The 20,428-nt window shown below is 69.5% G+C and carries 22 protein-coding genes; 15 read left to right on the forward strand and 7 right to left on the reverse strand.

Going from position 1 to position 20,428, the window contains the following annotated elements; translation table 11 throughout:
• Positions 1 to 49: 49 nt before the first annotated feature.
• Positions 50 to 1,282 carry a DUF222 domain-containing protein gene (locus tag ACTXG6_RS43985; RefSeq protein ID WP_445185216.1) on the forward strand — a complete coding sequence of 411 codons (1,233 nt, stop codon included), beginning with the start codon at positions 50 to 52 and terminating at the stop codon, positions 1,280 to 1,282.
• Positions 1,283 to 1,318: 36 nt separating this feature from the next.
• On the opposite strand, the gene ACTXG6_RS43990 is transcribed toward ACTXG6_RS43985, so the two are convergent.
• Positions 1,319 to 2,779 (reverse strand): Nramp family divalent metal transporter, encoded by a 1,461-nt coding sequence (locus ACTXG6_RS43990; protein ID WP_445185217.1) that lies wholly within the window; start codon positions 2,777 to 2,779, stop codon positions 1,319 to 1,321.
• Between the two features lie 336 nt (positions 2,780 to 3,115).
• Positions 3,116 to 3,580 carry a MerR family transcriptional regulator gene (locus ACTXG6_RS43995; RefSeq protein WP_445185218.1) on the reverse strand — a complete coding sequence of 155 codons (465 nt, stop codon included), beginning with the start codon at positions 3,578 to 3,580 and terminating at the stop codon, positions 3,116 to 3,118.
• 23 nt (positions 3,581 to 3,603) lie between these two features.
• Here ACTXG6_RS43995 and ACTXG6_RS44000 point away from each other — a divergent pair, with 23 nt between their 5' ends.
• Positions 3,604 to 4,314: an SDR family oxidoreductase gene (locus tag ACTXG6_RS44000; protein ID WP_445185219.1), complete on the forward strand. Its 711-nt coding sequence runs from the start codon at positions 3,604 to 3,606 to the stop codon at positions 4,312 to 4,314.
• 170 nt (positions 4,315 to 4,484) lie between these two features.
• Positions 4,485 to 4,853 carry a TfoX/Sxy family protein gene (locus tag ACTXG6_RS44005; protein WP_445185220.1) on the forward strand — a complete coding sequence of 123 codons (369 nt, stop codon included), beginning with the start codon at positions 4,485 to 4,487 and terminating at the stop codon, positions 4,851 to 4,853.
• Between the two features lie 113 nt (positions 4,854 to 4,966).
• Here ACTXG6_RS44005 and ACTXG6_RS44010 read toward each other — a convergent pair whose 3' ends face one another.
• The gene (locus tag ACTXG6_RS44010; RefSeq protein ID WP_445185221.1) at positions 4,967 to 5,314 is read right to left on the reverse strand and encodes an STAS domain-containing protein; all 348 of its coding nucleotides are present in this window, start codon (positions 5,312 to 5,314) and stop codon (positions 4,967 to 4,969) included.
• 291 nt (positions 5,315 to 5,605) lie between these two features.
• On the opposite strand from ACTXG6_RS44010, the gene ACTXG6_RS44015 reads away from it, so the two are divergent.
• Positions 5,606 to 5,782 (forward strand): hypothetical protein, encoded by a 177-nt coding sequence (locus ACTXG6_RS44015; RefSeq protein WP_445185222.1) that lies wholly within the window; start codon positions 5,606 to 5,608, stop codon positions 5,780 to 5,782.
• A 79-nt stretch (positions 5,783 to 5,861) separates the two neighbouring features.
• Positions 5,862 to 6,842: an aldo/keto reductase gene (locus ACTXG6_RS44020; RefSeq protein ID WP_445185223.1), complete on the forward strand. Its 981-nt coding sequence runs from the start codon at positions 5,862 to 5,864 to the stop codon at positions 6,840 to 6,842.
• Positions 6,843 to 6,863: 21 nt separating this feature from the next.
• Here the strand turns inward: ACTXG6_RS44020 and ACTXG6_RS44025 are convergent, their stop codons facing one another.
• The 3 genes from ACTXG6_RS44025 to ACTXG6_RS44035 form a co-directional block, all read right to left on the reverse strand.
• Positions 6,864 to 8,114 carry an amidohydrolase gene (locus tag ACTXG6_RS44025; protein WP_445185224.1) on the reverse strand — a complete coding sequence of 417 codons (1,251 nt, stop codon included), beginning with the start codon at positions 8,112 to 8,114 and terminating at the stop codon, positions 6,864 to 6,866.
• 48 nt (positions 8,115 to 8,162) lie between these two features.
• Positions 8,163 to 8,387 carry a hypothetical protein gene (locus tag ACTXG6_RS44030; RefSeq protein ID WP_445185225.1) on the reverse strand — a complete coding sequence of 75 codons (225 nt, stop codon included), beginning with the start codon at positions 8,385 to 8,387 and terminating at the stop codon, positions 8,163 to 8,165.
• A gap of 107 nt (positions 8,388 to 8,494) precedes the next feature.
• A complete protein-coding gene (locus ACTXG6_RS44035; protein ID WP_445185226.1) occupies positions 8,495 to 9,151 on the reverse strand; it encodes a hypothetical protein in 657 nt (218 codons plus the stop codon).
• A 91-nt stretch (positions 9,152 to 9,242) separates the two neighbouring features.
• Between ACTXG6_RS44035 and ACTXG6_RS44040 the strand changes: the two genes are divergently transcribed.
• From ACTXG6_RS44040 to ACTXG6_RS44085, 10 genes are all read left to right on the forward strand, one after another.
• The gene (locus tag ACTXG6_RS44040; RefSeq protein WP_445185227.1) at positions 9,243 to 9,968 is read left to right on the forward strand and encodes an ABC transporter ATP-binding protein; all 726 of its coding nucleotides are present in this window, start codon (positions 9,243 to 9,245) and stop codon (positions 9,966 to 9,968) included.
• A gap of 200 nt (positions 9,969 to 10,168) precedes the next feature.
• Entirely contained in the window at positions 10,169 to 10,987 is an 819-nt protein-coding gene (locus ACTXG6_RS44045) for an ABC transporter ATP-binding protein (RefSeq protein WP_445185228.1), read from the forward strand.
• The gene (locus ACTXG6_RS44050) at positions 10,972 to 12,570 is read left to right on the forward strand and encodes a hypothetical protein (protein WP_445185229.1); all 1,599 of its coding nucleotides are present in this window, start codon (positions 10,972 to 10,974) and stop codon (positions 12,568 to 12,570) included. The genes ACTXG6_RS44045 and ACTXG6_RS44050 overlap by 16 nt, the downstream gene beginning before the upstream one ends.
• A gap of 76 nt (positions 12,571 to 12,646) precedes the next feature.
• On the forward strand, positions 12,647 to 13,150 hold the full coding sequence (locus ACTXG6_RS44055) for a MarR family winged helix-turn-helix transcriptional regulator (RefSeq protein WP_445185230.1): 504 nt from the start codon (positions 12,647 to 12,649) through the stop codon (positions 13,148 to 13,150).
• On the forward strand, positions 13,147 to 13,578 hold the full coding sequence (locus tag ACTXG6_RS44060) for a MarR family winged helix-turn-helix transcriptional regulator (RefSeq protein ID WP_445185231.1): 432 nt from the start codon (positions 13,147 to 13,149) through the stop codon (positions 13,576 to 13,578). The genes ACTXG6_RS44055 and ACTXG6_RS44060 overlap by 4 nt, the downstream gene beginning before the upstream one ends.
• A gap of 382 nt (positions 13,579 to 13,960) precedes the next feature.
• On the forward strand, positions 13,961 to 14,956 hold the full coding sequence (locus tag ACTXG6_RS44065; protein ID WP_445185232.1) for a LacI family DNA-binding transcriptional regulator: 996 nt from the start codon (positions 13,961 to 13,963) through the stop codon (positions 14,954 to 14,956).
• Positions 14,957 to 15,039: 83 nt separating this feature from the next.
• On the forward strand, positions 15,040 to 15,798 hold the full coding sequence (locus ACTXG6_RS44070; RefSeq protein WP_445185233.1) for an ATP-binding cassette domain-containing protein: 759 nt from the start codon (positions 15,040 to 15,042) through the stop codon (positions 15,796 to 15,798).
• Entirely contained in the window at positions 15,795 to 16,979 is a 1,185-nt protein-coding gene (locus ACTXG6_RS44075) for an ABC transporter permease (RefSeq protein ID WP_445185234.1), read from the forward strand. Before ACTXG6_RS44070 ends, ACTXG6_RS44075 begins: the two co-directional genes overlap by 4 nt.
• Positions 16,976 to 17,953 carry an ABC transporter substrate-binding protein gene (locus tag ACTXG6_RS44080; protein WP_445185235.1) on the forward strand — a complete coding sequence of 326 codons (978 nt, stop codon included), beginning with the start codon at positions 16,976 to 16,978 and terminating at the stop codon, positions 17,951 to 17,953. The genes ACTXG6_RS44075 and ACTXG6_RS44080 overlap by 4 nt, the downstream gene beginning before the upstream one ends.
• Before the next feature lie 651 nt (positions 17,954 to 18,604).
• On the forward strand, positions 18,605 to 19,909 hold the full coding sequence (locus ACTXG6_RS44085) for an anti-sigma-D factor RsdA (RefSeq protein WP_445185236.1): 1,305 nt from the start codon (positions 18,605 to 18,607) through the stop codon (positions 19,907 to 19,909).
• Between the two features lie 34 nt (positions 19,910 to 19,943).
• Here the strand turns inward: ACTXG6_RS44085 and ACTXG6_RS44090 are convergent, their stop codons facing one another.
• Complete coding sequence (locus ACTXG6_RS44090) at positions 19,944 to 20,384, reverse strand: hypothetical protein (protein ID WP_445185237.1); 441 nt, start codon at positions 20,382 to 20,384, stop codon at positions 19,944 to 19,946.
• Positions 20,385 to 20,428 lie beyond the last annotated feature (44 nt).

The raw sequence follows: 20,428 nt of genomic DNA on the forward strand, positions 1-20,428 counted from the left end.
AATTCTGGGTATGTCGGAGGGTTCGGTTGTTGCGGCGCGGCGGGTGGTCATGGATTCCATGGCCGCGTTGCGCGCACTCGAGCTCACCGGTGGTGCGGAGTGTCGGATTGACGGCGTGAAGTCCTACTGGGTTTTGCGGCGCCAATGTGAGTACGACCTGTTGGTGTTGGTCGCCGGGTTGGACGGTGACGGGGAGTTCCTCGAGCGCGGGACGTGCTCGAGGAACGCGGTCAGCGATCTCCTCGGGGTGAGCCAGCGGGACGGACGGCGGATGGTCGCGGTCGCGTCCAGTGTGTTTCCCACGCGGTCGTTGGTGGGTGAGGTGTTGGAGCCGAAACTGCCGGCGACGGCGATGGCGTTGGGCGCGTTCGAGATCGATCTCGCGCATGCCGAGGTGATCGAGAACGTGCTCAACACCGATGCGGCGCGGCGGATCACGGTGGAGCAGTGGGTGGCGGCCGAGGGGTTGTTCGCCGACTGGGCCCGGCAGTGCAGCCCGGAGGTGTTGTCCCGCAAGGCCCGCGAAGAGATCGACCTCTTGGACCAGGACGGCGCACCTCCGGGTGAGGACGATCCGCAGGTCAACGAGCTGCACCTGGCCAAGTCCCGCCACGGTGTCGGCGGGAAGATCAAGGGCCAGTTGGACTCGGCGACGTTCGAGACGGTGGCCCGGGCGATCGGGGCGATCCTCAAACCGGCCGCCGACGAGAACAAGTCGTTGGGCCAACGCCAGGCGGATGCGCTCGGGGAGATCTGCGCGCACACCCTCGACGAAGGCCGGCTCCCCGCGCAGGGCGGCGAGCGCCCGCACGTGGCGATCACCATGGGCTTGGAGGCGCTGAAGGCCGGATTGCGCGGGGCGAACCTCGAACTGGGCGGGCACATCGGGCCGGGTGAGGTACGCCGGCTGTGCTGCGACGCCCAGATCACCCCGATCGTGCTCGGTGCGAACAGTGAGCCGTTGGATGTGGGGCGGGAGAAACGGTGCGCCACGTTGGCGCAGCGGCGGGCGGTCGCGGTTCGGGATGGGGGTTGTGCCCATCCGGGGTGTGACCGGCCACCGAGTTCCTGCGAGGTGCACCATATTGTGCACTGGGTCCATCATGGTGAGACAAAACTCGACAATTTGGTGATGTTGTGTTGGACGCATCACCGGATGGTGCACCAGTCCGACTGGGAAGTCCGCATGCACGACGGACTCCCCGAATTCATCCCACCAAAATGGATCGAATACTCACAGACACCCCGCCGCAAATTGCGCCGAATTCTCATTCGAAGCTAGCGGGTCTAGCTTTGACCTGGATGCGCTGGCCCGGCCTCAGCTGAACAGCATGCCTCCGTAGGAGATGGCCAGCCGGACCGAGAAGTATCCGTAGAAGAGCACGGCAACGATCATGATGCCGAGGCGCAGACCGCGAACCTTGAGCTGGGCCGGCAGTGCCTTCCGGTTGAGCTGGATGAGCAGTACCGAGTAGACGACCATGACCAGGCCGCTCGTGGACGACGACACCACGAGCAGCGCCAACGGCTGGCTGAACCCGACGAGCAGGATCACCACGCCGATGATCACCATTGCCCAGACGAAGGCGAAGTAGAGGCGGCTCTCGGTCCACCGCTTGTTACCGGTGAGATAGATCGTCTTGAGTACGTCCGCGATGACCCGGCTGACGTAGTCCACATTCGCCAGTGCGGTCAGCAGCAGGCTGACACCGCCGATCACCAGGAACATGATGCCGAACCAACCGCCGACGATCTCGGAGACCGCGGCGCCCATCCCCTGGATGAACTTGAGGTTGCCCTCCGCCGGCAGGTCCTTCAGGAAGACGGTGGAGTACGCCAGCATGGAGAACACGAAGATCGACAAGGCAGTCACGAACCAGAACGAGACCCCCTGTTCGATGTTCGCCACCCGCCACCAGCGCCAGAACCGGCTCAGGTTCGCCTCGTCCTGGCGAACCATCTTCCCGGTCGCCGCCAGCGCCACGTCCTGGCCGGTGACCGGCGAGACGATGCGCGGGATGTGCGCTCCCATCCCGAAGCCCTTGTCGCGGATCCAGTTGCTCTGCGCCAGGTTGCCAATCCCGCCGGCGCCGGCGAATGCGATCGCGCCCAGCACCAACGCGGCGTCCAGCCCACCGGGAATGGTGCCGAGGCCGGTGCCGAACCCGGTGACGATCTGCGGGACGTCTCCCCAGGCCCGCGCACTGATCCCAGCGACCATCACAACGATCAGGAAGAAGAACACCGCGAGGACCTTGACCGTCTCGATCTTCTCGACCGTCTTGTACACCACCGGTGACGCGGTGAGCGTGACCCCGATCGCCAGCAGCGCGACGACCGCCACCCAGGTCGCGCCCGACGTGCTCAAGCCGAACAGGAAACCGAGCACGGTCGCTCCGCTGGTCGCCCAGCCCGGCCAGACGATCGTGACGAAGGCGGCGATTGCCATCACCGCGCCCCAGGGTTTCCACAGCCGGGCGAATCCGGCGATCGCCGTCTCCCCGGTGGCCAGCGTCCAGCGCTCGATCTCCATGTTCAGGAAGAACTGGAGGCTGACACCGACGATGGCGGCCCACAGCAACACCAGCCCGACCTGGGTGGTGATGTAGGGCCAGAGCAGATACTCACCCGAGCCGATGGACAACGCTGCCATGATCACGCTCGGCCCGAGCACCTTACGTAGCGAGTTCGGCTCCGGGATGTCCGCATAGGCCATCGCCGGCAGGTTCTTGCTGGGGACCTCCGCGGCGTACGTCTTTGGCGCCGCGCTTTCCGTCACTGCCTTCTCCCCTCGATCATGGTGAGCACCCCCAAGGCGGATGTCCAGCGTCATCGACCTCGTCGCCGTACCCCAGATCCCCCTCTCGACCCTGACTCGACCCGCCCCGAGTCCGTCGGCAACATCAGACGTCAGATGTCTGGTACCGATACAACACCGACGCGATTGATAGCTGAGTTGGGTGAAACGGTAAGACCATGGAGTGACAGAGCACAAGACCATGTTGTGATCGTGATCACTCCGCCGCTGCGGCGTGTGACCGGTACAGCGCCTGTCAGCGGCGCGGCGGTACGGGCGGCAATCGAAGGCCCAGCGCTGGCGCGGTGTGCGGATTGCTCAGCGGGAATCAGCTCGGTTGGGCGCCCACAGTTGGTCGGCGTCGCCGGCGGCGAGCCGGCCTCGGTAAACATCGATCTTGTAGTCGAGGGCCTTCAGGTTCTCCTGGATTTCGGCCAGCTTGGCGGTCACCTCGGCGCGGTGGGCCTCCATGACGGCAAGTCGTTCCCGCTCGTTTCCGGGCCCGGCGGAGACGAGTTGGGCGTAGTGGCGGATGGTCTTGATCGGCATGCCGGTGGCCCGCAGCCTGGTGCAGACGGTGATCCAGTCCAGGTCCAGCTGCTGGTAGCGCCGTCGGCCGCCGGCGGTGCGGTCGACAGGGGTGACGACTAGGCCGGCGCGTTCGTAGTAGCGCAGGGTGTGCACGCTGACCCCGGCGCGGCGGGCGGCCTCGGCGATGCTCAGGCCCGCCTGGGGATCGGCGTGAGTGGACCCGGGTACCGGCTGCGGCTTGACTTCGAGCACGCTCTAAATCCTAGCGTTGAAGCATGACAGCAACACTGATCACCGGAGCGAACAAGGGTCTCGGCTTCGAGACCGCGCGCCAGCTCATCGCCGGCGGCCACACCGTCTACCTCGGCAGCCGGGACGCCGAACGCGGGCGCCGGGCCGCCGAGCAGCTGGGCGCGCGGGCAGTCCAGCTCGACGTCACCGACGACGCGTCCGTGGCGGCCGCGGTGACGACCGTCGAGGCCGACGGAGGGCTGGACGTACTGGTCAACAACGCCGGTATCGCAGAGGAGTGGACGAGTGGCAACGTCGTGGTCGGCGCCGCGGACCTGACCGCCGACCTGATGCGGCGCACGTTCGAGACGAACGTCTTCGGCACCGTGCGCGTCCTCCACGCGTTTCTGCCGCTGTTGCTGCGTTCAGCTGCTCCGGTCGTGGTCAACGTCAGCAGTGGGCTGGCCTCGCTGACGCGGCTCACCACGCCAGGCGGCAGGTCCTACGCCTACCCGGGCGTCGCCTACCCGGCGTCGAAGGCCGCGGTCAACATGCTCACCGTGCAGTACGCGAAGGCGTTCCCGACCATGCGGATCAACGCGGTCGAACCCGGCTTCACCAGTACCGACCTGAACGGGAACACCGGCGCTCAGACCGTCGAGGAAGGCGCCGAGATCATCGTGCGCATGGCGCGGGTGGGTCCTGACGACCCGACCGGAGGCTACTTCGACGCCGAAGGCACCCTGCCCTGGTAGATCCGCCGGTGCTTTTCGGGACTGCCCGTTACTCGCTAACGACCATCTTGCGAGTCCAGAGGACCAGCCCGTCATCGTCGGCCCCGGGCAGGAATTCTCGGGCCAGCGGCTGCATGGACGCAAACCGGAGGGCGGTCAGCACTCGGCGCGCTGATTGCGTCCGACTGGGCATGGTCAAGCAGGTGTCATCCCGGGATACTGCCGCCGTGGCGTACGACGTCGATATGGCCAACCGGCTTCGCGAGATTCTGGCCAGCGAGCCCGGAGTCGTCGAGAAGCCCATGTTCGGCGGCCTGGCCTTCATGGTTGCCGGACACATGGCCGTCAGCGCAAGCCGTCAGGGCGGCCTGCTGCTGCGCGTCGATCCGGCGCAGACCGACACCCTGATTGTCGATCCCCGGGCGAGCCGGTTCGTCATGCGCGGACGGGAGATGGACGGCTGGCTGCGAGTTGACATCGACGCGCACGCCACCGACGACGAGCTCGACCGCTGGATCCGGCACGGGGTCGACTACGCCCGGTCGCTCCCGCCGAAGTGACCGAAGCATCGTGCGGCGTGCCTGAACCCGTTTCGGAACCGGAGGTGCACCATGCCGTTGCGCGGTCCGTTCGTCGAGCCAACCCCTCGGCGAGGCGGGCGCGAAAACCGGAGCTAGTCCCCCAGTGACGGCCGTGCGGCGAGGGCGTGTTCGACGGTGCTGAAGAGTCGCAGGGGCTGCTGGAGGTGGGCGTCCTCTATCGCGCGCCGCACCTGTGCATCGCAACCACCGACGACGATTGCCAGGGGCGAGGCGGAGTCGGCCAGATGCGCGGCCGTGTCGGCGAGTACATCGAGTCCGGCGGGGCCCAGGAACGTCACCTCGCTCAGGTCCAGCACGAGACTGGCGGACACGCCCTTCGGGCGCATCAGCAGCTTGAGCCTGGACGCATCGGTCTTGTCGATCGAGCCGCACACCGTCAGAAGAGTGCCGCCGTTCGCTGCACGGGACGACCACTTCATGCGACACGCTCCTTAACGGCGAGAACGAGGAGTCTCGGTGACCGCGCGAATGAGCAGCAGCGACGTTAATCCCCCGGTAGCGACAGGTCCAGCAGCGGTTTCCGCGGGCGGAGGCATTGCGCGAGCGGACTCAGGACTCTAGTGCCCTGAGTCGGCGACCCGGCCAGCGTGGGACAGCTCCTGAGCCCCGGCCCGCGCGGGGACCACGGCCACGACGTCGGGCCCGGTCACGGCCGGCGCCGGTGGCGCCTCCCGAGAGCAGAAGCCGCGGGCTGGGTCGTTCCCCTCGCTGTGCTCATCGTCGGCATGTTCATGTCGGCGCTGGACACCAGCATCGTCAACGTCGCCATCCCGCACATCCAGACGGAGCTGGGCGCGAGCGCACGGGACGTCGAATGGGTCGTCACCGATCGCCGGGCGGCTCTACGACAAGATCGGGCCACGCTGGCCGGCGGTGATCGGGCGTGATCCGGCCGGGGTCAGGCCAGGTCACAGCGACGCGCTCAGCGCATGATCGTCGTCAGCACATCGGTTAGGGTCGGATCTCGTGGAGAACCGAATGGCGAAACGGCTCGGGCGCGAGATCGGCGTGATCGGCCTGGGCTGCTGGCAGCTCGGGGCGGACTGGGGGCAGGTCAGCGAGGACGACGCACTGAGGGTGCTCGGCGCGGCCACCGATGCCGGGGTGACGTTCCTCGACACCGCCGACGTCTACGGCGACGGCCGTAGCGAGACCCTGGTCGGGCGTTTCCTGAAAGAGCGGCCCGGGCTCACCGTGGCCACCAAGATGGGCCGCCGCCTCGAGGAGCAGACGCCGGAGGGCTACTCGCGCGCCAACTTCCGCGCCTGGAACGACCGCTCCCGCGCGAACCTCGGCGTGGACACCATCGACCTGGTGCAGCTGCACTGCCCGCCGACCGAGGCGTACTCCCGCGACGAGATCTTCGACGCCCTCGACGAGCTGGTCGCCGAGGAACGGATCGCCGCATACGGGGTCAGCGTGGAGACCGTGGACGAGGCACTGACCGCGATCGCCCGCCCGGGCACCACCAGCGTGCAGATCATCCTCAACGCGTTCCGGCGGAAGCCGTTGGAGCAGGTGCTCCCGGCGGCGACCGACGCCGGGGTGGCGGTCATCGCCCGGGTACCGCTCGCCTCCGGCCTGCTCTCCGGCCGGTACACGGCAAGCACCACGTTCGGCGCGGACGATCACCGCAACTACAACCGGGACGGCGCCGCGTTCGACGTCGGCGAGACGTTCGCCGGTGTGCCCTACGACGTGGGGTTGGCCGCGGTGGAGCGGCTGCGGCCGCTGGTTCCCCCCGGCGCGACGATGGCCCAGTTCGCGCTGCGCTGGATCGTCGACCAGCCCGCCGTCACGGTGATCATCCCCGGCGCCCGCAACACCGAGCAGGCCAATGGCAACGCCGCGGCGGCCGACCTGGCTCCGCTGGGCGACGAGGTGCACGCCGCGATCCGCGAGGTGTACGACGAGCTCATCCGGCCCCATGTCCACAACCGCTGGTAGCGACGCCCGCCCGGGCACGGGTCAGGTCTTCAGCCAGTTCAGCGCGGCGGTGGCCAAGGCCTCCACGCCGGTGGCGATGGTCGGCTCCGGGACCGGTGCGAACCTGGGTGAGTGGTTGTAGGGCACATCCTGGTCGAAACGCCCCGCGGCCATCGCCTGCTTGAACTGCTCGGGATCGCCGCCGCCCCAGAACCAGAACACGGTCGGCACACCCAGCGCAGCGCCGAAGTGCCCGACGTCCTCGCTGCCCGCCGCCGGGGCCAATTGCCGGATCCGGTCAGCGCCGAACTGCTCGGTGAACGCCGCCGCTGTCCTGGTCGTCCCGTCGGGGTCGCAGCACAGGACAGGCATGCTGAGCCCCCAGTCGACATCCGGTTCCCGCTCCACCCCGCTCGCGGCGGCCTCGGCACGGATGATGCGTTCGACCGCGGCCATCACCCGGGTCCGGATCAGATCCGAGTACGTGCGGATCGTGATGCCCAGCTCCGCCTCGTCCGGAATGATGTTGTCCTTCGTCCCGGCGTGCATGGTCCCCACAGTGACCACCGCCTTCTCATCGATCGGGACCTCGCGTGCCACGATCGTCTGCAGCCGGATCACGATGGACGCGGCCAGCACGATCGGATCGATCGTGCTCGCAGGTCGGGAACCATGCCCGCCCCGCCCGTAGAGCCGCACCCGGGCGAAGTCAGCGGCGGCCAGCATTGGGCCGGTGCCGTAGCCGATCGTGCCGGCCGGCAGTGGCGCGACGTGCTGACCGAACACGATGTCCGGACGGGGGAAGCGTTCGAACAGACCGTGGGCGATCATGTCTCGCGCGCCGCGGCCCAACTCCTCCGCCGGCTGGAACACCGCCATCACCGTGCCGGACCAACGCTGCTTGAGCTGCCCGAGCACCGTCAGCGCGCCAACCAGGCAGGTCGCGTGCATATCGTGTCCGCAGGCATGCATGATCGGGACAGCGGTGCCGTCCGCGTCGACCCCGCGCGCAGAACTGGCGTAGGGCAGTCCGGTCTTCTCCTCCACCGGCAGGGCGTCGATATCGGCCCTCAGCATCACAGTGGGGCCCGCGCCGTTCCGCAGCAGAGCCACCACACCGGTACCGCCCACACCCGTGGTCACCTCGACACCCAACGGCGCCACCGCCTCGACGATGCGCGCCGCGGTGCGGTGCTCCTGCAACGACAGCTCCGGGTGCCGGTGCAGGTCCTGGTAGAACTCCAGAAGCTGACGCCCGAGACCCGAATCCCACTCCCACAGAGCCTCGAACATCGCGAGATCCTCTCCGCCCCAGAGTGTTCTGTCGCACCCGGCGCTACGTCAATCGCCCCGAAGCTTCAGCACGATCCGCAGCACGCACTCGACAGCCGAATCAAATGCGCTGCCCCGGAGCTCACCCCGCACGGCGAGGTTCTGTGACGCGAACTGGAGCATCCGATCCGGTCCGACGCGGCGGACCACCATCGCGGCGATCTCATCGAGTTCGACACCCGGGTTGTCCAGGCGGGTCAGGGCGAACTCGACGACCAGCTCCTCATCTGTCACCAGTTCCGCTCCGTGGCCGTCGGGTCGTGTACTGCCCAGCATGCCGCAACACCGGCGCGACGATCGTCGATCGCCCGACGACTGGTCGTTTCATCGGTGGCTCTGTGTCATTGACCTGCTCCCGCCCTGGTGGCGAAGGCGACGATCCGGGGCAGGAGCCGGGTACTGCTCGCCGACCAGACCGAACGGCCGACCGAGTACCGGCGTGGGTCGGCGAGCAGCGGACCGAGCGGCGCAAAGCCACCCAACGCCAGGCGTGGCCGGGCCAGCATCGCGTGCGCGTACAACGCGCGCCCGAGGGCGACGTTCACCAGGAAGCACTCGGCGGGGAGCTCGTCCATGGCCAACGGCTGATGGTCGAGGTACCCGGCCATGATGCTCGCGTTGTGCGCCCGGTACCAGCCCCGAGGTGACGGCGCGGCGATGAACTCGACCCACAGGTGGACGGCACGCGAGGAGGGACTGCCCGGCCTGCCGATGCTGAGCTGGTCAGCCTCCACCTTGTCGCGCAGCAACCGGTTGTTGACCGCCCGCCACCACGGGCTCCCCGGCTGCTCGGCGGCGGGGCAGTTCAGCACCCCCCGGGCAATTTCCCAACGCAGGAAGCTCGGCTCCGCCCTCCCGTAACGGGAGCGGTCGCCCGAGTCCGCCCGGTAGAAGTCCGAGGCCAGGTGGAACCGGTCCTCGGTGCTGTCCTGCACCGCCAGCACGATCTCGGCGGCCACAGCGGCGGGTTCGACCCCGCCCGATTCGGCCCCCGTCATACCCGGGGACGGTAACCGCCGTCGATCGGGAGCCAAATCCGGTTCGGGCGAGGTACAGTCCTGTGTCTTCGATCACAACCGGAGTGTCGAGATGGCGCTGGACACGGCGGTCCCCAATCAACAAGAAGACGGTCGGGTCGGGTCGGCCGGCGCGCTGATCCGCCTCGAGGAGGTCAGCAAGATCTACCGGGCCGGCCCCAACGAGGAGATCCGGGCGCTCGACCGGGTCAACATGACCATCGAGGCGGGCGAGTTCGTCGCCGTCATGGGCCCCTCCAGCGCTGGCAAGACGACCCTGATGAACGTGCTTGGCTGTCTGGACCCGCCGTCGGAGGGCAGGTACTTCCTGGACGGGACCGACGTCAGCGACTACAGCCAGCGCGAGTTGGCCCGCATCCGAGGCAGCAAGGTCGGCTGCGTGTTCCAGTCGTTCAACCTGATCCCGCGTACCAGTGCCAGCCGCAACGTCGAGCTGCCGCTGGTCTACGCGGGCATTCGGGACCGGACGGCACGGGCCAGCCGCGCGCTGGAGCAGGTCGGCCTGAGCGACCGGATGAAGCACATGCCCAGCCAACTGTCCGGCGGCCAGCAGCAGCGGGTCTGCATCGCCAGGGCGCTGGTCGCCGACCCGATGATCCTGGTGGCCGACGAGCCGACCGGCGCCCTGGACAGCGTGACCGGGCGGGAGATCATCAAGCTGCTCGTCGCCCTGCACGAGGCCGGCCGGACCGTCGTCCTGATCACCCACGAGAAGGAGGAGGCCCGCGTCGCGGACCGGGTGATCCACCTCCGGGACGGCCGCCTGATCGACAACTGAGGCGCCCGAGAACGCCCGGCCGCGGCAACCGCATGGCCGGGGGCGGTCCCTACCCCGGTTACGGGGGTTGTTCCCGGCCTCCCCGGGGGTGTGCTCCCTCGATCCCGGGCGCCCGAGCTGTCACCGTCCAGGCCAGCGGTAGGAACACCCTTCCGGGGCAAGCTGTGAGCTTGCGCCAGGTCTAGCGAACGGGACAGCCAGTGGCGGACGCCGGCGAGTGTGTGCAGAACGGTCTCCCGAGGTACGACACCGAGGCGGCCGACACGGCCCCGGCACTGCGGATCTCGGGCCTGCGCAAGCGGTTCGGCGACACGCTGGCCGTGGACGACCTGCACCTGTCGGTGCCGCGCGGCTCGTTCTTCGGGCTGGTCGGCCCCAACGGGGCCGGCAAGACGACCTCGCTGTCGGTGTCCGTCGGACTGCTGCGGCCCGATGCCGGCGACGTGCGGATCTTCGGGCTGGACGTCTGGGAGAACCCGGCCCGCGCCAAGGAACTGGTCGGGGTGCTGCCCGACGGGTTGGCACTGCCCGAGCGGCTGACCGGGCGGGAGCTGCTGACCTACACCGCACAGCTGCGCGGGCTGGACCGTGGCACCGTCGCCGCGCGCGCGGACGAACTGCTCCACGTGCTGCAGCTGACCGAGGCCGAAACCACCCTAGTGATCGACTACTCGGCCGGCATGCGCAAGAAGATCGGCCTGGCCACCGCGCTGATGCACGCGCCGAAGCTGCTGGTGCTGGACGAGCCGTTCGAGGCCGTCGACCCGGTGTCGGCGTCCACCATCCGCACCATCCTGCGCCGTTTCGTCGCCGCCGGTGGCGCCGTGGTGCTCTCCAGCCACGTGATGGAGCTCGTCGAGAAGCTCTGCGACCACGTCGCGGTGATCACCCGCGGCCGGGTGGTGGCCAGCGGGGCCGTCGACGAGGTCCGCGGTGACCGGACGCTGGAGCAGGCCTTCGTCCACCTGGTCGGCGGGCACACCGGCGGTGCGGAGGGCCTGTCGTGGCTGGCGTCCTGATCAGGATGAAGCTGCGGGTGCTGCGACACTCGCTGCGCGGCGGACGCGGCGTGGTCTTCGGCGTCGGCGCGCTCTGGGGTGTCGCCGCGGGTGTGTTCTGCACGATCTCGATCGCCAACCACCCCGGCGGGCTCACCGTCGGCACCGACGTCGCCTCGGTGCTGTTCGCCGTGTGGACGCTGGGTTGGCTGTTCGGCCCGGTCCTGACCGGCGGCGGCGACGAGACCCTGCGGCCGGAGAACTTCGCGTTGCTGCCGATCCGGCCGGCCATGCTGGCAGGCGGCCTGCTCGCCGCCGCACTGGTCGGCGTCGCGCCGCTGGTCACTCTGATCGCGTTCACCGGGTTGGTGTTCGCGGCGGTGGCCGGCGGGCTGGTCGCGGTCCTGGTCGCGGTGCTCGCGGTCGGGTTGCAGCTCGCACTGGCGGTCCTGCTGTCCAGGGTGGTGATCGGCGGTCTCGGCGCACTGCTCGGCTCCCGCCGCGGCAGGGATCTCGGCGTGCTGCTGGCCGCGCTCGTCGGGCTGGCCTACCTGCCGGCCAGGGCGGCGTTCAACGCGCTGGGGCCCGTGGTCACCGGCCAGACCGCGCCGGTGTTCACCGCCGCGCTGCGCTTCCTGCCGACCGGATGGGGACCGACCGCGGTCGCCGCCTCGGTCGACCGGGACTGGCCGCTGGCACTGGGTCTGTTGCTCGCGCTCGCTGTGCTGGACGGGTTGCTCGTGCTGGCCTGGTCACGGCTCCTGGAGCGCCGGCTGACGACGAGCCAGTCGGCCGGTGCGCCGCTCCGGGCGGCCCGCGTCGGTGGCGTGGGTGGCGTGGGTGGCGTCCGAGCCCGGCGCGATCTGCTCCCGGCCAGTCCGCTCGGCGCGGTCATCGGCAAGGAACTGCGGATGTGGTGGCGGGATGCGCGGCGCCGGGCGCTGCTGTTCACCTCGATCGTGCTCGGCCTGATCCTGCCCGCCACGTCCTGGATCGGGAGCGGCGGTCCGCACTCGCTGGCCTACTCGGCGCTGTGGATCGCCTTCTTCGCCGCGCTGCAGATCAGCAACCTCTACGGCTTCGACGGATCCGCCGTGTGGCAGACCCTGGTGACGCCGGGAGCCGCGCGCGCCGACGTACGCGGACGGCAGTGGGCCTGGGTGTTGATCGTCGGCCCTGCCGCGCTGGCCGCCGCGCTGGTCCTGCCCTGGGTCACCGGCACCTCCGGCGCCTATCCGTGGGTGCTGGCCCTGGTCCCCGCGCTGATCGGCGGCGGCGCCGGCACGATCGTGCTGGTGTCGGTGCGGGCACCGTCGGCGATGCCCACCGGCAAGCAGGGCAACCCACTGACCGGGACCGGCCAGTTCGGTTTCGGCCTCGTCTTCACCCGGTTGGCCATGTCGCTGCTGCAGGTCCTCGCGGTGATCCCGCCGGTCCTGGTGCTCGTGCTCGGCGGGTCGGGCGTCCTCGCGGCCGCCTGGCTGGCCGTCGGAGTCGGCGTGCTGAGTGGGATCGGCGCGGCCTGGTGGTTGGGCCGGCTCGCCTACCAGCGGCTGACCGAGCGCGGGCCCGAACTGCTCGCCGCCGTACGGGTGCCGGCCTGAGCGAGTCGCGGGCCGCCGCTCCGGCGCCGCCGAAAAATACCGTACATGTACATAGAATCCATGTACCGTATATCTTGTGACCGAGCAGGCTGACGCACCCGAGGCTCCGCCGACCGGGTTGGTGTGGCGGTTGTCGATGCGGTGGCGCACGGCGATCGACCGGGCCATCGCGCCGCTGGGGCTCACCCACGCGCAGTACGCCGTGCTCGCCCCCCTGCTCAGCATGGAGCGGGCCGGCCGGCGGCCCAGCCAGCGCCAGCTCGCCGACTTCAGCGGCCTCGAGCCGCTCTACGTCTCGAAGTTGGCGCGTGCACTCGAGCGGTCCGGGCTGATCGAGCGCACCGGCAACCCGGACGACACCCGCGCGGTACAGCTTGCCCTCACCGACCGGGGCCGCGAGGTCGCCGGCCGCGCGGTCGCACTGGTCATCGGGCTACAGGAGGAGCTCACCGCGCCACTCGGCGGCCTGCACAGCCCGCGGACCCGGGCGCTGCTCGAGTCCCTGCACGCCCTGCTCGACGCCCCGACGACCTCCCGGCGGCCGACCCCGTCCGACACCGAGACCGGAGAACTCCCATGACACACACCCCCACCCTGACCGGCCAGGACATCGGACAGGCCGAGCGGGCCACCCGAGCGGTGTTCGACCGGCTGCTGGCCGAGTCCGGCACCAGCTTCAACGGCTGGGTGATCTTGAACGACCTGGACAGCAACGGACCGACGCTGGAGCAGGATGCGCAGGTGAGTCGCCTCGCCCGCACCCTGCGGGTCGACGAACCGCCCGTGCATGCCGCGCTCGACGACGTCGTCGGCCATGGCCTGGTCGGCCGCGCCGGCACGGAGATCACCCTCACGCCGGCCGGCGAGGCGCGCGTCCGCCAGGTGCGGGCGGGCATCGCGCGGCTCGCGGCACGGTTCTACGGCGACCTGCCGGCCGAGGACCTGGCAACGGCCCACCGGGTGCTCGCCACCGTGACCGAGCGCGCCAACGCCGAACTCGCCGGCTGACCGGCGCGCGGCGCAACAGTGGGCAGAGCTGCCCATTGAGCCCGGCCCGTCCAGTGGGTTCGCTGGGCGCACCCACCACGAGAGGCGGAGCTGGATGCGCGACAGGCAGCTGGAGGTCTACGAGCTCTTCGACCGGGGGTCCCGGGAACGGGGCCAGGCGCGCCCAGTGCTGGCGGGACACCACCTTCTACTACACCACGACCCGGTCGGTCACCCAGGTGTTCCGGCCGGCCGGGTTCGCCGGTGGCGCGGTCCCGGGCCCCGGCAGGCGCTGTGCGCAACACCGGGCTTCCGCGCGTGGACGTATTGACATCCCGGCGGGGAGCAACGAGTGTTCTGCACCACGTTATGACATCGATTACCTACGTCGGGAGCCGGTCTGGTGAGCGGGCGCAAGGCACGGCTCAGCGATGTCGCGGCCGCCGCCGGCACCAGCACCAAGACCGCCAGCCGGGTGCTCAACGGCGATCCCCGGGTCGCCGAACACACCCGGGCGCGGGTCGCCAGGGCGATCGTCGAGCTGCAGTACCAGCCCGACCCGCTGGCCCGCTCGCTGCGCAGGGGTACCGACGAGACCATCGGCGTGGTGGTCGACTCGATCGCGGACCCGTTCTTCGCCAGCGTCACCAGCGAGGTCGAGAAGGTGGCGTTCGCCAACGGGCTGACGGTGACGGTGGCCAGCACCGGCCGCTCGGCCGACCGGGAGCGGCTGCTGCTGGAGGGAATGATCCGCCGCAAGGTGGCCGGCATCATCGTGGCGCCGGCCTCGCTCAACCACCGGTACCTGGGCGCGGCGTCCTGTGCGGTGGTGTTCATCGACCGGGGCCCGATCGAGCTGGGCGTGGACGCCGTGCTGGTGGACGACTACCACGGTGCGCGCACCGCGGTGGGCCACCTGATCGCACACGGCCACCGCCGGATCGCCTACGTCGGCGACCTGCTCAACCTGGAGACCGCGGACCAGCGCCTTGCCGGGTACCGGGCGGAGTTCGAGGCCGCCGGCATCCCGGTCGACGAGTCCCTGATCGCCGCCGACTGCTCGGAGATCCCCGAGGCCACCGAGCGGGCCGGCCAGCTGCTCGGCCACGCCGACCCGCCCACCGCGTTCTTCACCTCGAACACCCGCAGCTCGATGGGGGTGGCCCCGGCGCTGCACACGCTGGACCGGACCGACGTCGCGCTGGTCGGCTTCGGCGACTTCTCCATGGCGGCCAGCCTGCAGCCGGCGGTCACCGTGATCGACCACTCCCCCGAGGTGATCGGCCAACTGGCGGCCGAGCGGCTGTTCCACCGGCTGGCCGGCGGTACCGAGCCGCCCAGACGGATCGAGGCGCCGCTCCGGCTGATCGCCCGCGGCAGTGGGGAGCTGAGGCCGTGACCCGGGGCCACTGACGTGCGCGGGCCGTGACGTGCTCGGGCCGCTGAACTGATGGGACGACTGTGCAAGGAGGCACTCTCGGCATGACGCTGTTGCAAGCAACGGGGCTGGTCAAACAGTACGGGCACGTGCGGGCGCTGAACGGCGCGGACTTCGACGTCGACGCCGGCGAGGTGGTCGCGTTGATCGGCGACAACGGCGCCGGCAAGAGCACGCTGGTGCGGATGCTGTCCGGCAGCGAGGTGCCGGACGGCGGCGAGATCCGGCTGAACGGTGAGCGCGTCCGGCTGGACACTCCGGCCACCGCGCGCGGCCTCGGGATCGAGACGGTGTTCCAGGACCTGGCGCTGGCACCGCACCTGGATCCGGTACAGAACATGTACCTGGGCCGGGAGATCATGCACCCCGGCCTGCTCGGGCGCCTCGGGTTCATGGACAACCACGCGATGCGCGAGGGCAGCAAGGCGGCGTTCGCCAAGCTCGGCGCCACGGTGCGCAACCTGTCCGGCGCTGTCGGCTCGATGTCCGGCGGACAGAAGCAGGGTGTGGCGGTGGCCAGAGCGGCGGCCTGGGTGAGCAAGGTGATCTTCCTGGACGAACCGACCGCCGCACTCGGCGTGGTGCAGACCCGCAACGTGCTCGACCTGATCCGCCGGGTCGCCGACGAGGGCATCGGCGTCGTGTTCATCAGCCACTCCATGCCGCACGTGATGGAGGTGGCCGACCGCGTCCAGGTGATGCGCCAGGGCCGGATGGTGGCCACCTACCGCGCCAAGGACACCAACATGGAGCAGCTCGTCGCCGCGATGACCGGCGCATTCAGCCGCGAGGAGGCGAAATGACCAGTCGCGACGGCGTCAGCGAGCGAGCATCGGGGAGCGCCCTCGAGCCTGGGCGGGCAACAGGGCGCAACGAGCGCGAAGCCGAGCCATCCAACGCAGCGTCCAAGGAGAACGACGAGACCGCCGTACTGGACGAGGACCCGCCGAAGGGGCGGCTGGCCCGACTGGCCCGACTGCAGGCGCTCCAGATCGTGCTGGTGCTCGTGGTCATCGTCCTGATCTTCGCGGTGCTGCGCCCGACCACCTTCCTCTCCCCGTTCAACATCCGGGGCATCGTGGTCAACACCTCGATCCTCGCGGTACTCGGGGTCGGCATGACCTTCGTGATCATCACCGGCGGCATCGACCTGTCGGTGGGCAGTGTGCTGGTGTTCAGCGGGGTCATCGCGGACAAGACGATGGCGGCGATGGGCGGCGCCGGCTGGGGCACCGCGACCGTCGGCATCGTGGTGGCGTGTCTGTGCGGGCTGGGTTGGGGCCTGGTCAACGGACTGCTGATCGCAAGGGCGCGGGTACCTCCGCTGATCGTCACCCTCGGCACGCTCGGCATGGCGCTGGGCTTCTCCCAGATCATCACCGGCGGCATCGACCTGCGGGACGCGCCCGAGGTACTGGTCAACACGGTGGGCTTCGGCAACATCGTCGGCCAGATCCCGACCCTGTCCGTGATCGCGCTGCTCGTGGTCGTGCTCGGCGGGATCGTGCTGCACCGCACCCGGTTCGGGCTCTACACCTACGCGGTCGGCTCCAACGCCGAGGCCGGCCGCCGGGTCGGTGTCCGGGTGGACCGGCACCTGGTCAAGGTCTACGCGCTGGCCGGGCTGGTGGCCGGCTTCGCGGGCATCCTGAACCTGGCGTTCTTCCAGTCCACCACGATCAGCGGGCAGTCCAATACGAACCTGAATGTGATCGCCGGGGTAGTGATTGGCGGCACCAGCCTGTTCGGTGGCGTTGGCTCAATCTTCGGCACGGTGATCGGGTTGTTCATCCCGTCCGTGTTGCAGAACGGTTTCGTGATTCTCGGCGTGCAGTCGTTCTGGCAACAGGTGGTGGTCGGCGCGGTGTTGATCGGCGCCGTCTTTGTCGATCAGGCGCGCCGTGCGGCCGCACTGCGCGGTTCGTCCCTGCAATTCCCATTTCTCTCCCGCTTCGGGAGTGGTCCGAGAAAGGTGAACCGATGAACCGCAAAGGCGCGATCATCGCTGGTCTGCTCGCGATGGCGCTCGGCGCCACCGCGTGTGGGTCGAGTAATTCAACAGGGGGCGCCCCGGCCAACGGCCCGGTCAAGTTGGCGTTCGTCCAGGGCGTGATCGGGGATGCGTTCTACGTCACGATGCAGTGCGGCATCCAGGAGGAGGCCGCGAAGGTGGGGGCGGAAGTGACCACCAACGGCCCGCAGAAGTTCGACCCCTCACTGCAGACGCCGGTGTTGCAGTCGGTGATCGCCTCGGCGCCGAACGCGATCCTGATCGCGCCGACCGACGTCTCCGCCATGCAGCAGCCGATCCAGCAGGCTGTGCAGCAGAACATCAAGGTCGTGCTGGTGGACACCACGCTGAAGGACCCGTCGGTCGCGGCGTCGGCCATCGCGTCGGACAACCTGGGTGGCGGCAAGGCAGCGTTCGACGCCATCCACCAGCTGGCCCCGAACGGCGGCAAGGTACTGGTGGTCAGCGTCCAGCCGGGCATCAGCACCACCGACGACCGCGCGAAGGGCTTCCAGGACGCGGTCAAGGCCAACCCCGCCTACCAGGACCTGGGCGTGCAGTACTCGAACAACGACCCGCAGAAGGCCGCGCAGATCGTCAACGCCGCACTGCAGGCGAACCCGGACATCGTCGGAGTCTTCGCCACCAACCTGTTCTCCGCCGAGGGCTCGGCCACCGGGATCCGGCAGGCCGGCAAGCAGGGTGCGGTGAAGGTCGTCGGCTTCGACGCCGGCCCGGACCAGGTCAAGGCACTGCAGGCCGGCACCGTCCAGGCCCTGGTGGCCCAGCAACCGGCGCTGATCGGCAAGAACGGCGTCGACCAGGCGGTGGCCGCGCTCAAGGGCCAGCCGGTCACCAAGTCGATCGGCACCGGGTTCACCGTGCTCACCCAGGCGAACCTGAACACCCCGGAGGGTCAGGCGGCGGTCTACAAGTCCAGCTGCTGAGCGTCCGTCCGTGTGCCAGGGCCCGGGGGTCTCACAGATCCCCGGGCCCGTTCGCTAGCGCCGCACCGCTTCGGATACCGACGCAAGCGACTCCCGAACGGGTGATCTTCTGAGTTCACGGTCGAGTGAAGATCTCGAATCTATCGTTGCATGATGCAACCACAATGCCACCATGCGTAACCCTTTCAACAATCTCTTAGGTTAGGCTGCACCGACCAGGTAACGGCCGTTCAACGGGGGGAGGGCCGGTGCGGGGAGCCATGGACCGGTCGGCGTCGACCGCGCGAAACCGGTGCCGACGCGCAGGTCGATGCGGTCAACTTTCGGGTGAACCTAGCGCCGATCTGCCCCCTTCGACACCGCGATCGAACCCGGCGCGATGATCAACAAGTCCCAGCTCGCGCAAGATTTGCGCGTCTTCTTCGCCGGACAAGTAGCACTTTGGGCCCCTTCGCCGATACAGGGGTCGATGGCTCCCGCAAACGAACAAGAACCGTTGGTAACAGAGGAGGTGATCTGACCGTGCGCAGTGCTTGGGACAAGTCCACGCCGAGTGGCAGACGTCGGACCAATCGCCCCGGTGCCGCGGCACTTAGCTCCCCTTTTGACTTTTCGGCGGACGATCACGAACGGGTTGATCCGGTCGAGTTCATGTCGATTCGAGCCGATGACGAGTTGCTCGATGCACTCGCGGTCGGCCGTTCGGCGGGACCGGGATACAGCCACGGATTCGATCCCGGGTTCGACTCCGGATACGCCGACGATCAACAGGTACTGGCGATGTTGGCCGGCTGGCGCGCGGACGTCGAATCCGAACCGTTCCCCGAGCTGTTGTCGATCGACCGGGCTTCCGCGGCAATCTGCGACGGCCAGCGAGCAGCCCGGCCGAGGCGCCGGCTGATGCCGGTGGCCGCCGCCGCGGCGGTAGCGGTGATGGCGCTGTCCGGGGTAGCGGTGGCGGCCGGCGGCGCGCAGCCCGGCGACGCACTGTGGGGCGTGTCCAGGGTGATCGACGCGAACCGCGCGAAGTCGGTGGAGGCGGCATACCGGGTCGATACCGCGCTGACCACCGCGCAACATGCACTGGCCCAGGGCCGGGTCGCCGAGGCGCGCGCCGCACTGGCGACCGTGCAGCCCGAGCTGAACCAGGTCCAGGACCCGGAGCGTAGGAACGAGCTCTCCCGCAAGAGCCAGAACCTGGTGCAGTCGGCGGACATCACCCGCGAGGGCGAGCCGATGGACACCGACCAGACCGGCTCACCGAGCGACCCGAGCAAACTGCGCGGCCGCGACCCGAGCACGCTCGGCGGCCGGAACGAGCCGAAAAATCCGGGCGGCCCGAACGAGCCCGGCACCCCGAGCTCGTCGGCGGACCCCAGCCGCCAGAGCGAGCTGATCCTGCCCGCGAACCCGGCCAGGCCACTGAACCCGACGGACTCGGCCAAGCCGGTGAGTCCGGCCAAGCCGGTGAGTCCGGCGGATCCGACCGGGCCCACCGACCCGGCAGGGCCCACCGACCCGACGTTCCCGGGTAAACCGGGCGGCCCGGCCTTCCCCGGCGGCCAGAACCCCGGCGGCCCGACCAAACCGGACAGGCCCGGCTTCCCGGGCTTCCCCGGCGGCCAGAACCCCGGCGGCCAGAACCCGGGCGGCCAGGACCCTGGTGGACCGGTAAGGCCCGGCAGGCCCGACAAGCCCGGTGGTCAGGACCCGGGTGCCCAGAACCCCGCCGGCCCGGGCACCGGTGGATCGACGACCGGGCCGGGTACCCGTGACCCGCGGACCGGCCGACCCACCACCGGGTCCGGCACGGGCGGCGATCCGAGGCGTCACCGCGAGCAGCCGAACAAGCAGCCCACCACCGGGACGTCGGGATCCACCACCGGCACGGCCGCCCCGCCCGCATGCACCGGGGCGAACGCCAACGACCCGGCCTGCACCCGCCACGGAAGCTGAGCTGCCAGCCGACGGCCCGGACCGGGCTGTCGGCTCAGCTCCCGGCGGCCGCGTTCCCGCTGAGCCGGTCCTCACCGACGATGGCGGCGATCGTGGCTGAGCGCGGCGCGAGCACGTCGAACACACCCACCGCCCGGACCGCCGGCGCCAGCGCACGCAGCTGCGCCTCCACCTCGGGATAGCCGGGATCGGTCGGCGCCAGCGACTCGAGGATCTTGAGGTTCGCGATGAAGGCGGCGACGGAGCCCTTGCGGACCTCGAGCCCGTTCACCATCCCGGTGTTCTCCTCATCGGACAGTTGGTCGACGGCGTCGACGGGGTGGACGTCACCACCTACCCGGTGTTCTCCGGCCTGGCCCGCACCGGCCCCGGTGACTGCCTCGCCGTCGGACTCCCGGCGGGCGAGCAAGGCCCGCACCGACGGGTGGTCGGCGAGCTTCGCGGGCAACGGCCGGCGCGGTTGAACATCGGTCATCGAACCGCCGCCGACCTTGTCGTGGACTGTCGCACAGTGCGCCT

The organism is Pseudonocardia sp. Cha107L01 (assembly GCF_052566575.1).

Coding starts and splice junctions, on each gene's coding strand:
- ACTXG6_RS43985 (WP_445185216.1), top strand. CDS start 50: ATGGATTCCATGGCCGCGTTGCGCGCACTCGAGCTCACCGGTGGTGCG.
- ACTXG6_RS44000 (WP_445185219.1), top strand. CDS start 3,604: ATGACAGCAACACTGATCACCGGAGCGAACAAGGGTCTCGGCTTCGAG.
- ACTXG6_RS44005 (WP_445185220.1), top strand. CDS start 4,485: ATGGTCAAGCAGGTGTCATCCCGGGATACTGCCGCCGTGGCGTACGAC.
- ACTXG6_RS44010 (WP_445185221.1), bottom strand. CDS start 5,314: ATGAAGTGGTCGTCCCGTGCAGCGAACGGCGGCACTCTTCTGACGGTG.
- ACTXG6_RS44025 (WP_445185224.1), bottom strand. CDS start 8,114: ATGTTCGAGGCTCTGTGGGAGTGGGATTCGGGTCTCGGGCGTCAGCTT.
- ACTXG6_RS44035 (WP_445185226.1), bottom strand. CDS start 9,151: ATGACGGGGGCCGAATCGGGCGGGGTCGAACCCGCCGCTGTGGCCGCC.
- ACTXG6_RS44040 (WP_445185227.1), top strand. CDS start 9,243: ATGGCGCTGGACACGGCGGTCCCCAATCAACAAGAAGACGGTCGGGTC.
- ACTXG6_RS44060 (WP_445185231.1), top strand. CDS start 13,147: ATGACACACACCCCCACCCTGACCGGCCAGGACATCGGACAGGCCGAG.
- ACTXG6_RS44070 (WP_445185233.1), top strand. CDS start 15,040: ATGACGCTGTTGCAAGCAACGGGGCTGGTCAAACAGTACGGGCACGTG.
- ACTXG6_RS44075 (WP_445185234.1), top strand. CDS start 15,795: ATGACCAGTCGCGACGGCGTCAGCGAGCGAGCATCGGGGAGCGCCCTC.
- ACTXG6_RS44080 (WP_445185235.1), top strand. CDS start 16,976: ATGAACCGCAAAGGCGCGATCATCGCTGGTCTGCTCGCGATGGCGCTC.
- ACTXG6_RS44085 (WP_445185236.1), top strand. CDS start 18,605: ATGTCGATTCGAGCCGATGACGAGTTGCTCGATGCACTCGCGGTCGGC.
- ACTXG6_RS44090 (WP_445185237.1), bottom strand. CDS start 20,384: ATGACCGATGTTCAACCGCGCCGGCCGTTGCCCGCGAAGCTCGCCGAC.